The 11,108-nt window shown below is 42.0% G+C and carries 13 protein-coding genes and 1 riboswitch; of the genes, 3 read left to right on the forward strand and 10 right to left on the reverse strand.

What is annotated here, in order from left to right; all coding sequences use genetic code 11:
• The 7 genes from BCG07_RS11145 to BCG07_RS11175 all read right to left on the reverse strand — a co-directional run.
• Window positions 1–113, reverse strand: a 113-nt coding sequence (locus BCG07_RS11145; protein ID WP_286890179.1) for a bifunctional hydroxymethylpyrimidine kinase/phosphomethylpyrimidine kinase, incomplete at its 3' end; no start/stop codon positions are given.
• 13 nt (window positions 114–126) lie between these two features.
• The gene (locus BCG07_RS11150) at window positions 127–918 is read right to left on the reverse strand and encodes a thiazole synthase (protein ID WP_286890165.1); all 792 of its coding nucleotides are present in this window, start codon (window positions 916–918) and stop codon (window positions 127–129) included.
• Window positions 919–921: 3 nt separating this feature from the next.
• Window positions 922–1,116, reverse strand: a complete 195-nt coding sequence (thiS, locus tag BCG07_RS11155) for a sulfur carrier protein ThiS (protein ID WP_286890166.1) — start codon at window positions 1,114–1,116, stop codon at window positions 922–924.
• A complete protein-coding gene (locus tag BCG07_RS11160) occupies window positions 1,117–2,124 on the reverse strand; it encodes an FAD-dependent oxidoreductase (protein ID WP_286890168.1) in 1,008 nt (335 codons plus the stop codon).
• 105 nt (window positions 2,125–2,229) lie between these two features.
• A complete protein-coding gene (gene thiC / locus BCG07_RS11165; RefSeq protein ID WP_008130246.1) occupies window positions 2,230–4,182 on the reverse strand; it encodes a phosphomethylpyrimidine synthase ThiC in 1,953 nt (650 codons plus the stop codon).
• Window positions 4,183–4,323: 141 nt separating this feature from the next.
• Window positions 4,324–4,432, reverse strand: a riboswitch (TPP riboswitch).
• Between the two features lie 100 nt (window positions 4,433–4,532).
• Complete coding sequence (locus tag BCG07_RS11170) at window positions 4,533–4,931, reverse strand: META domain-containing protein (RefSeq protein ID WP_286890170.1); 399 nt, start codon at window positions 4,929–4,931, stop codon at window positions 4,533–4,535.
• Window positions 4,932–5,052: 121 nt separating this feature from the next.
• Window positions 5,053–5,457, reverse strand: a complete 405-nt coding sequence (locus tag BCG07_RS11175; protein WP_058428325.1) for an acyl-CoA thioesterase — start codon at window positions 5,455–5,457, stop codon at window positions 5,053–5,055.
• 129 nt (window positions 5,458–5,586) lie between these two features.
• Between BCG07_RS11175 and BCG07_RS11180 the strand changes: the two genes are divergently transcribed.
• Window positions 5,587–7,704: a TonB-dependent receptor gene (locus BCG07_RS11180; RefSeq protein ID WP_286890172.1), complete on the forward strand. Its 2,118-nt coding sequence runs from the start codon at window positions 5,587–5,589 to the stop codon at window positions 7,702–7,704.
• Window positions 7,705–7,908: 204 nt separating this feature from the next.
• Here BCG07_RS11180 and epmA read toward each other — a convergent pair whose 3' ends face one another.
• Window positions 7,909–8,883, reverse strand: a complete 975-nt coding sequence (gene epmA, locus BCG07_RS11185) for an elongation factor P--(R)-beta-lysine ligase (protein ID WP_058550673.1) — start codon at window positions 8,881–8,883, stop codon at window positions 7,909–7,911.
• 100 nt (window positions 8,884–8,983) lie between these two features.
• Window positions 8,984–9,550, reverse strand: coding sequence for an elongation factor P (gene efp, locus BCG07_RS11190; RefSeq protein WP_006792061.1), 567 nt, complete (start codon window positions 9,548–9,550; stop codon window positions 8,984–8,986).
• Between the two features lie 41 nt (window positions 9,551–9,591).
• Here efp and epmB point away from each other — a divergent pair, with 41 nt between their 5' ends.
• Window positions 9,592–10,605 (forward strand): EF-P beta-lysylation protein EpmB, encoded by a 1,014-nt coding sequence (epmB, locus tag BCG07_RS11195; protein WP_286890175.1) that lies wholly within the window; start codon window positions 9,592–9,594, stop codon window positions 10,603–10,605.
• Between the two features lie 8 nt (window positions 10,606–10,613).
• On the opposite strand, the gene BCG07_RS11200 is transcribed toward epmB, so the two are convergent.
• On the reverse strand, window positions 10,614–10,823 hold the full coding sequence (locus BCG07_RS11200) for a hypothetical protein (RefSeq protein ID WP_006792059.1): 210 nt from the start codon (window positions 10,821–10,823) through the stop codon (window positions 10,614–10,616).
• Between the two features lie 71 nt (window positions 10,824–10,894).
• On the opposite strand from BCG07_RS11200, the gene BCG07_RS11205 reads away from it, so the two are divergent.
• A partial coding sequence (locus BCG07_RS11205) for a prephenate dehydrogenase (protein WP_286890177.1) occupies window positions 10,895–11,108 on the forward strand: 214 nt, incomplete at its 3' end.

Raw genomic sequence — 11,108 nt, forward strand, 5'->3', positions numbered from 1 at the left:
GTAATTGCGGTACAGCCATGTACACCAAAACTTTGCATCGCCTTTATATCGGCTTGAATACCTGCGCCACCGCCAGAATCAGATCCGGCAATTGTCCACACTACGTTATTCATATATTTTATTTCCTTACTGCTGATGCCAAAACGGCATGCCCATTGTAGGAGTTGAGGGTGCTGCGAGGTCTTTTTCGGGCATTGCTTTAGCGTTATAAGCAAAGCGCCCTGCCTCAACCGCCGCCTTAAATGCAAGGCTCATAGTTTTTGGGCAACCCGCCCCAGCAATGGCTGAATTTAATAATACAGCATCATACCCTAATTCAAGCGCTTGGCAGGCATGCGACGGTAGACCTAACCCTGCATCCACGATAAGTGTTGTATTTGGTAAGCGCTCACGAATCGTTTTTAAATTGTAACTATTTAACAAGCCTTTTCCTGTGCCTATTGGTGCCCCCCATGGCATAAGCACTTCGCATCCTAGGTCATTTAAACGCTGACAAAGCACTAAATCATCGGTGCAATAAGGCAGTACTTTAAACCCATCGTTAATTAGTATTTCTGTGGCTTCAAGCAAAGCAAATGGATCAGGTTGCAAGTTATAGTCATCACCTATCAGCTCAAGCTTAATCCAATCGGTAGCAAATACTTCACGACACATTTGAGCAAGGGTTACCGCTTCTTTTACACTGTGGCATCCGGCCGTATTGGGCAATATTTTTAAACCCGTATTTTTTATCAATTGCCAAAAGTCATCACCTGCTTCTGCACTTTGCTGGCGCCTTAGTGATACCGTGACAACCCCCGCACCGGACGCTTTAATTGATTGCGTCATAATATCTGGCGATGGATACAAAGCGGTGCCAATTAATAATCGGCTATTAATTGCTTCACCATAAATATTTAGCGTGTCTTTTACTTGCATGCGCTACCCACCTTGAATGGGCGATAACAATTCAATGCTATCCCCTTCATTTATAACAAAACCGTTATGCTGACTTTTTGGTATAAATACGCCATTAACAGCCACCGCATAAGGGGCACTTGCTCCATACTCTTTTAATATCTCAAGTAACGCATGAGAGGTTAAATCTAAAAGCTCACCGTTTAACGTAATCTTCATTTAATACTCACCTATGTACGATAGCGCTTGTGCAACAAGAACAGGAGCTAACATATAGCCATGACGATATAAGCCATTAATGCTAATAACATTTCCTGATTTTTTTACTTGCGGTCTGTTGTCACTAAACGCAGGGCGAAGCCCTGTTTGTATCCCTAATAAACGGGCCTCTGCAAACCCACTATGCACCGTGTAAGCTGCCGACAATAGTTCTAGTGTTGAACGTACAGTGGCTGGGCCGCTGTCTTGCGATTCAATTTCAGTTGCACCAATGACATATTCATTATTAGGTTTTGGTGCAATATAAATAGGATACCGCGGATGCATTAATCGCACTGGGCGCGTTAAATTAACTTCTGGTGCATAAAGTCGCGCAACCTCACCTCTTACACCACGAAGCAGTTGCTCCTTTTTTGCGCCCAGCCCTCTGCAATCAATAATAAAATCAAACGGGCGATTATTAATTTCACCATTTTTAATAGTTACCCGCTGATTAAACACAAACTTTACTTTTCGCCTATTAAGCATGCTGTAGCTTGCTTTATAAAAGGCTTGGTTATCTATTTGCCCTTCACAGGGTAAAAACACACCTTGGCTAAAACGATTCGCAAGTTCTGGCTCTAACTGCGCTATTTTCTGAGTATTTAAAGCCTCAGCATTGTGCCCAGCTATGGGTTTTATTCGCTGGGTAAAGCTTTGTAGGTCGCCTTTATCTTGCTGATGTGCAACCACTAATGTGCCTTGCTGCTGAAAAAACACATCGTGTTCAAGCTCTTCAATTATTTGTGGCCAGCGATTAATCGAATCCAACCCCATTTGCGCTAAATCGGCTTCACACAATACCGACTCAGCCAATGGCGCAAGCATAGCTGCTGCAACTTTGCCTGCGCTATTGAGAGCATGTTCATCATCGGCCTCAAACACACTCACATTGTGCTGCTTACTTAGTTCAAGTGCAGCAAGCCTTCCTGCTAAACCAAATCCAACAATGGCAATATGGTACTGCATAAAAAATCCTTCATTGGCTGGCCGCGAGTCAAAAACTACATGCAATCTTGTGCTAAGGTAGCCACCTCATTGCACGTAGTTAGATATCCGCAGCCTAAGGTCGAATTATATCGCTTTGTGATAAATTTCAGAGCCCGTTTGCTTAAACTCCTCTGATTTAGCTTTCATTTGCGCTTCTACATCAATCATTTTAATTTCAATAGCCTCACCCGCGTTATTGGGATCAATACCACGCTCCTCTAAATCGTTAGCGTAATCGCGTACTTCTTGGCTGATTTTCATAGAGCAAAATTTAGGGCCACACATAGAGCAAAAATGAGCTACTTTGCCCGACTCTTGTGGCAGTGTTTCGTCGTGGTATTCGCGTGCACGTTCAGGGTCTAAACCAATATTAAATTGGTCATGCCATCTAAACTCAAAACGCGCTTTTGACAAGGCATTATCGCGCTCTTGCGCGCCTGGGTGTCCTTTAGCTAAATCGGCGGCATGCGCTGCAATTTTGTAGGTAATTAAACCTTCTTTGACGTCTTCTTTATTTGGTAAGCCTAAATGCTCTTTTGGCGTTACATAACACAACATAGCACAGCCATACCACGCTATTTGCGCAGCTCCAATGCCCGATGTAATGTGGTCGTACCCTGGTGCAATATCGGTTGTTAGTGGGCCTAGAGTATAAAATGGCGCTTCGCCACAATGTTCTAGTTGCTCATCCATGTTGGCTTTGATCATGTGCATTGGCACATGCCCTGGCCCTTCAATAAATACTTGTACGTCATGCTTCCATGCTATTTGTGTTAGCTCGCCTAATGTACGTAACTCACTAAATTGTGCTTCATCGTTTGCATCAGCAATAGAGCCTGGGCGAAGGCCATCGCCTAATGAAAAACACACATCGTATTGTTTTAAAATTTCACAAATATCTTCAAAGTGCGTGTATAAAAAGTTCTCTTTATGGTGCGCTAAACACCATTTGGCCATAATAGAGCCACCGCGCGATACAATACCTGTAACACGTTTTGCCGTCATAGGTACGTAGCGCAAAAGCACACCGGCATGAATAGTAAAGTAGTCAACGCCCTGCTCTGCTTGTTCAATTAAGGTATCGCGGAATATTTCCCACGTTAAGTCTTCAGCTACACCGTTTACTTTTTCAAGGGCCTGATAAATGGGCACAGTACCAATGGGTACAGGCGAGTTACGTACTACCCACTCACGTGTTTCGTGAATATAGCGCCCTGTTGATAAATCCATTACGGTATCGGCGCCCCAACGAGTCGACCACACCATTTTTTCTACTTCTTCTTCAATAGATGAAGTGACCGATGAATTACCTATATTAGCGTTCACTTTAACCAAAAAGTTACGGCCCACGATCATTGGTTCGGTTTCTGGATGGTTGATATTGTTAGGTAAAATTGCGCGGCCGCGTGCTATTTCGTCACGTACAAATTCAGGGGTTATAAAATCGGGAATACTCGCGCCAAACGACTCACCCTTATGTTGCGCAGCTAATAACTCTTCTCGAATCTTTGCACGCCCCATATTTTCTCGCACTGCAACGTATTCCATCTCTGGCGTTACAATACCTTGGCGGGCGTAATGCATTTGTGTGACATTTTTGCCCGCTTTACCACGGCGAATTTTTGGTAGGTGATCAAATCGAATATGATCAAGTCCATCATCAGCCATACGCTGCTGTGCAAACTGCGAGGTGACCGAATCGAGTACTTCTGTATCGTTGCGCCCTGCAATCCATTGCTCACGAAATTTTGGTAACCCTTTGCGTACATCTAATTCAAAATTTGGGTCAGTGTAAGGGCCCGATGTATCGTAAACACGAAGGGGCTCATTAGATTCATACACCGGATTTTCGTCGGTGCCACCAATAAACGTATCACTGAGTGTTATTTCGCGCATACCTACACGCACGCCTGGCTGGCTACCTTCAACGTACACTTTTTGAGAATTTGGAAATGGCTGCCCTGTTAAATTATAAATATATTCAGATGCAGCTGCGCGCGTTTCGCGACGCGATGATTTATTTGTAGTGTTTGACATGACTTACCTCATAACTAAAGGGTTGTCTTGTCAGATATTCCAAAAGGAATAGAGAAAGATCGTAAAGTAGCTTCATGCCACTTTGCAGCCTAAAATGGGTATCGCTTTATTGCACGCATAAAAAAAGACGCACAAGCGTCCCGTTTTAGGCAGCTTGTTCCCTACGCAGGTATTAACCTGATCAGGTTCACGGATCCCGCTTTCGCGATCTCAGCCTAAGCAACATACTTAGGCACTCCGACAAGTATATAAATTGTTCGTTGATTTAATAAACAATCTTATTAAATCTGCGTTGAGTGTACGCCAGTTAAAAAAGACCCGCAAGGGGTCATTTTTTAAAACTCTAAAATTTATTTAGCAACAAATACAAACTTTTGCTCGCCTTGCATAACTAATTTTTGACCTTGCATGCTAAGCGTTGCACCTTGCTTTAACGTTTTTAAAAACTGCTGTTCAAACTTATCTGTTTTTTCGCCGCAAGATTTTCGGGTCATTCCAACTTTTTGCACACTAAGGCTACTTTCGTTAAGTTGACCCTCGCCAAAGAATCGGTTACATCCTGCAAATCCATTTACTTGAAGCGCTTCTATAAAGCTAACGGAGGCCGTGTATTGCTCCTCTAAGGCTAAATCATCAATTGTAGATAACTGCCATTGTGTGTATTTTAGCTGCTCACTGGTAACGGTCCCTGTTGATGCGCAACCAACACATAAACCGATTATAAGCATCGGTATTGCTGCTAATTTCATACTGCTACTAACTCATTGTCTAATTAATGTCATAATAACAATATTTATGCGATTTATCCGTTAAATTTGCATGTTTTAAATGTAATTTTTTGTTCATAAAACGTTATATATGGAATATGAGTTAGCCTAAATCATTATTGTTGAATAGGGTTTGCATTTCGGGTGGTAAAAAAGGACGCCCTTTTTCGTTAACGGCAGTACCTATTACTTTTGCTTTAAGCATCACTTGCTGGTCGTGTTTACGTACAATAGTTTGCTCAAACGCAAACTTTAAACGACTTAGACGAACGGGCTTTACAGACACATAAAACTCATCTTCTGGCACCAATGAGTGCTTGTAATCAACTTCACTACGAATCACAACTAAATTAACTTTTTGCTTAGCAAGTAATGCAAAGTCAACACCGTTCGAAAATAGGAATTCATGGCGGGCATGTTCTAAATAATTAAAATAAACACTGTTATTAACGATCCCTTGTAAATCGCATTCGTAATGACGTACTTTAAAATCAACTTTAAAAGTCATATTAGTAATCCTAGTTTTTTTACGTATAATCGCTGCGTTATAACACAGGTATAAAAATAATTACTAGGGTCAGTTTGTCTTTTAAGATTAATACTAAAAGGTCAACAGACCCCAGCATAAGCCCCTAAAATGGAGTTAAGTAACAAAATGAACTTACGTTTGTCTTTAATCACTACCGCACTTTTGCCGCTAATGAGCGCCCCTTTTTCAGCTAATGCTGATGATAGCGACATAGAAAAAATAGTGGTCACCGGTGACTTTCAACGAGAAACTATTCAAACTTTAAGTGCCAGTGCAAGTTTACTCAGTGAAGAAGAAATAAGCCTACGTGGTGCAAGTTACTTAGACGAAATATTAGGCAGTGCCGCTAACGTAAACTTCACTGCGGGTGCGTCTCGTGGGCGTTTTATACAAATTCGTGGCGTGGGTTTACGCTCACAATTTGTTGATCCTATTAACCCTTCGGTTGGTTTAGTTATTGATGGCATTAACTACTCTGGCCTTGGTGGCAGTTCATTATTATTTGATATTGACCAAGTAGAAATTTACCGTGGACCTCAAGGAACACGCTTTGGTGCAGACGGCATGGCCGGTATGATCCAAATGCAATCAGCTAAAGCAACTAGCGATCCGAGTTTAAAACTGCACTTAGGTGCTGGCACATACAACAGCCATGAAGCAGGCCTTGCAGCAAGCACTGGTTTGACCGACGATACAACGGCTCGTGTTAGTTACTTTCGCAGAAAATCTGACGGCTACGTAGACAACTTATACCTGAACGAGTCAACACAAAATCAAGACGAGCAAGTTGCACGCTTTAAGTTAAACTCTCAGCTTACTGAAAACCTAAACACTGAGTTAAATTTTCATTATATTGATATAAACAATGGTTACGATGCCTTTACGCTCGACAACAGCCGCGACAGCGTTGCGGATGAACCAGGTCAAGATAACCAAAAAAGTTACGCGGTAGGTATTGCTAACACTTACACGGGTTTCGATAAATTTGATGTAAGCCTTAATGTTTCAGCAATCGATAGCGAGTTACTTTACAGCTACGATGAAGACTGGGTATGTAATGATATTAACGAGCCGCAACTTTGTGCTGCAGGCTTACACCCTTGGGGTTACAGCTCTACTGATATTTATAATCGCGATCGCGAAGATCAATCAGCTAACTTACAGTTTAACGATAAAACCGGTAACTGGGTTGCGGGTCTTTATTATCAAAACCGCGATGTTGATTTAGAGCGCCAATACACATGGCTTGCAAGCCCATTTGCCTCTACCTATGAAACCAGCAATATTGCATTGTATGGCCAAGTAGCAACCCCTATTGGCCCAAAAACCACCTTAATAACAGGCCTACGTGTTGAGCAATACCAAGGTGATTACACCGACAGTAACGGTTTTATACAAGAAACCGACGATGTTATGCTCGGTGGTAAAGTTGCGCTTGAGTATCAAGTAATAGATCGCACTATGATCTACGCAAGTATTACGCGTGGTTACAAAGCCGGTGGTATTAACTCTGAAGCGCTTGCAAAAGCAAAAGATGAAGGCCTAAACCTAGACGCTAACTTTTTTCAACAGCACACCAGCTTCGACCCTGAATACTTATGGAGCGGTGAGTTTGGCGTTAAAGGATCATCACTCGATGACGCTTTAACACTTCGCCTTGCGGCATTTTATATGCACCGCGACGACATACAGTTAAAAGCATGGCAAGTTGAAGGCCAGCAGTTTACAGGCTACGTTGATAACGCAAGCTCTGGTAGTAACTACGGCCTTGAAATTGAAGGTAACTACCGACTCACCGACAACCTATTATTAACCGGTAGCGCTGGTTACTTAGACACAGAAATAGATAACTTTGTAACGCAATCTGGTTTAAACCAAGATGGCCGTGAACAAGCCCAATCGCCTAAGTACCAATATGCATTTACCGCACGCTACAATTTTACCAATGCTTTTTATGCCATGGTGGGTATTGAAGGGAAAGACGATTACTACTTCTCAGATAGCCATAACTCAAAAGCGCCTAACAGCAACTTAGTTAACTTAAGCTTTGGTTACGACGCTGACATGTGGTCAGTTCGTGCATGGGCACGCAACGTGTTTGATGAAGCTGTGCCGACGCGTGGCTTTGAGTTCGGTAACGACCCACTTGATGGCTACGAAACGCATACCTACACACAATTAGGTGAGCCAAGAGTAGCAGGTATAACATTTACGTTAGAGCTGTAAGTTGTCAGTTGTCAGTTGTAGGTTAAAGATTAGAAAACACCGCGTTTAATTAAAGCGCGGTGTTTTTATTTATAGACGTCGAGCTTGCTCACGTGAGAAGCAACGCCTCTAATTACTTTAATTTAAGTACAATCGGTATAATCAAACACCCTTTCAAAGCCTCGCTTTAACGCGCCAGCAAGCTGTGTGCCTACAGGGCAAGTATCAGGCTCTATCTACATCAAAGGCAATTACATCTTTAATTGTGTCTTTGTTAGTTGCTAACATTATCAGCCTATCAATCCCCAATGCTACGCCTGAACATTGCGGTAAACCATGCTCCAATGCAGCAATTAAGCGCGAATCCATCGGAACTTGTTTTAAACCGTGCGCTTCACGATACTGGTTATCTTCATCAAAGCGTTTAGCTTGTTCTGTTGCGTTGGTTAGCTCGTTAAAGCCATTCGCAAGCTCCATATTTTTATAATAGAGTTCAAAACGACCAGCGACTCGCTCATCGTGTTCACAAATTTGCGCTAATGCCGCTTGTGAGGCAGGAAAATGATAGACAAAACAGGGTTTAGTTTGCCCAATGCTCGGCTCTACTTTCATACAAAATAACAGCTGTAGCAAGGTATCTTTATGAGTTTCGTTTTTAGCTATGTCAGCAAAGCCGTGCTCACAAGCATGCGCCTTTAGTTGATCTAAAGATGCTGTCAGTGGATCCAGGCCTAATACTTGTTTAAATGCATCCTGATAAGTAATACGCGTTGCTGGCTCCACATTAAGTACACACTGCATTAGCTCATCCATTTCATCCATCAATGCAAATTCGTCAAACCCAGGACGATACCACTCAAGCATCGTGAACTCAGGGTTATGATGGCTGCCCGCCTCTTCATTTCTAAATGCTTTGCAAAGCTGAAAAATAGAACCTGAACCGGCCGCTAACAAGCGTTTCATTGCAAACTCGGGGGATGTTTGTAAATAAAGAGGCAAACCACCAGCATGCCCGGGGCCCATAAATGAAGTATTAAAACTTGCCAAGTGAACATCAGTGACACTAGCAGCACTTAAGCTCGGTGTTTCTACTTCCATTACATCTCGTACGTAAAAAAACTCACGGATTGTGCGTAAAATTTCTGCGCGTTGTTTTAATGTTTTTATATTTGCGCTGGGCGCCCAAAGTGTTGCTGACATATTTTCTCCAAAAAAAATCCCAGCATAGGCTGGGATTTATACCAATTCGCTTAGGCTGTGTTGCTCTTTGCGGATTGGTATTATTAAGCTACGTTAAATATTACTTAACACGGCCTACGTACTCACCACTGCGGGTGTCTACTTTAATTACTTCGCCAATTTGAACGAATAATGGAACACGAACTACTGCACCCGTGCTAAGTGTTGCTGGTTTACCACCCGTGCCCGCTGTATCACCTTTTAGGCCAGGATCTGTTTCAGTGATCTCAAGCTCTACAAAGTTTGGTGGAGTAACTGCAATTGGGCTGCCATTCCATAGTGTGATAGTACATACATCGTTTTCAACTAACCATTTGCCAGCATCGCCTAAAGCTTTCTCGTCAGCAGCAATTTGCTCAAATGTTTCGTTATTCATGAAATGCCAAAATTCACCGTCTGTATAAAGATACGCTAAGTCCGTATCCATAACATCAGCACCTTCAACCGATTCACCTGATTTAAAGGTTTTTTCAAGTACCTTGCCAGAAATAAGCTTGCGGATACGAACACGGTTAAACGCTTGGCCTTTACCAGGTTTTACCATTTCATTTTCTAAGATACTGCAAGGCTCGCCGTCCATCATAATTTTTAGGCCGCCCTTGAACTCGTTGGTGCTATAATTCGCCATCGTTTCCTCTATTTTAATTTTTTCGAGTAATCTACGTGCCAATGATACAAAGAAATGAAGCAAATTTGCATAAAAACTGGCAAAAAGAATTAGCAAATGTAGTTACCTGTCCAAAAGCCTTGCTTGAAATGGTTGGTTTATCGAGCCAAGTCCATGAAAACGACCTAAAAGCTCGCAGTTTATTTCCGGTACGGGTGCCAGTGCCTTTTATAAAAAAAATGCGTAAAGGTGATGCAAACGATCCTCTATTGCTGCAAGTTATGCCTCGTCATCAAGAGTTTTTAAAAAAATCGGGGTTTAATAAAGATCCCTTGCTTGAGCAAGACAACGATCAACCCGGGATTTTACATAAGTATAAATCGCGTGTTTTAGTTATGTTTAAAACCGGTTGCGCGGTAAATTGTCGGTATTGTTTTAGACGTCATTTTCCATATCAAGAAAACCAACTTAATAAAAAAAGCCTGCTAGATGCCCTTTGCTATATAAAATCAGATACCAATATAAACGAAGTGATCTTAAGTGGTGGCGACCCGCTTATGGCCAAAGACGATGCCATTAGCTGGTTTTTAGATGAGCTTGAAAAATTACCGCAAATAAAACGTATGCGAATACACAGCCGTTTGCCTGTGGTAATACCTGCGAGAATTACCGACGAGCTATGTGCCCGCTTACAAAAATCACCATTAAAAGTTGTATTTATAAACCATATAAATCACGCCAACGAAATAGATGATGAGTTTAAAGCCGCAATGCAAAAGCTTAAACATGCAGGCGTTATGCTATTAAACCAAGCGGTTATTTTAAAAGACGTGAACGATACGGTTGACGCACAAATGAATTTAAGTGAAGCATTATTTGATGCCGACGTGCTGCCGTATTATTTGTATTTGCTAGATAAAGTTGAAGGCGCGAGTCACTTTGATATTAACGAAGAGCAAGCAATAAAAATAATGGCAGAGCTTTTAAAAGCTCTGCCCGGATTTTTAGTGCCTAAATTAGTAAGAGAAATAGGCGGTCAAAAAAGTAAAACCCCTATCGATCTCAAACTTATTTAGGGCGACATTTAAACGTATACGTTTATGTTATTACCAAGTGTTGCAGTCACCGATTTAGCCGGTGTTTGCGCACTTGATGATTGCGCAGCACCTTCAATTAGTGCAAGCGCAGCTGCGCCGTCTGCCTGTTGCTGTTTTTTAGCCAAAGAAGCGCTGTAAACTTCACCACTTTCGCTAGCCCCTGACATAACGGGTAAACTTGAACCTGATATATTCATATTACTAACCTGACTTTTAAATGTAATCCACGTATTATATCGGCCATGCAGTACAAAGCTTTAGGAAAACCATGGATTCTATAATTGAACAACTCAACGCTAACTTAAAAATTGTTTATCGTCAGGCACTTGATGCCGACAAAAAACTAGACGAATTACAACAACAAGGCCATGGTAAATTTAAAGCCTTATTTGGAAAAGACGCTGGTTTTGACTTTGAAGCAAAGCGTTTCAAACCCTATGTACTAGACGTTGCAGCCGACGTAGAAAGTTTATCAACCGATG

It is taken from the genome of Pseudoalteromonas sp. ESRF-bin5, assembly GCF_002632075.1.
GTDB lineage: Bacteria > Pseudomonadota > Gammaproteobacteria > Enterobacterales > Alteromonadaceae > Pseudoalteromonas > Pseudoalteromonas marina.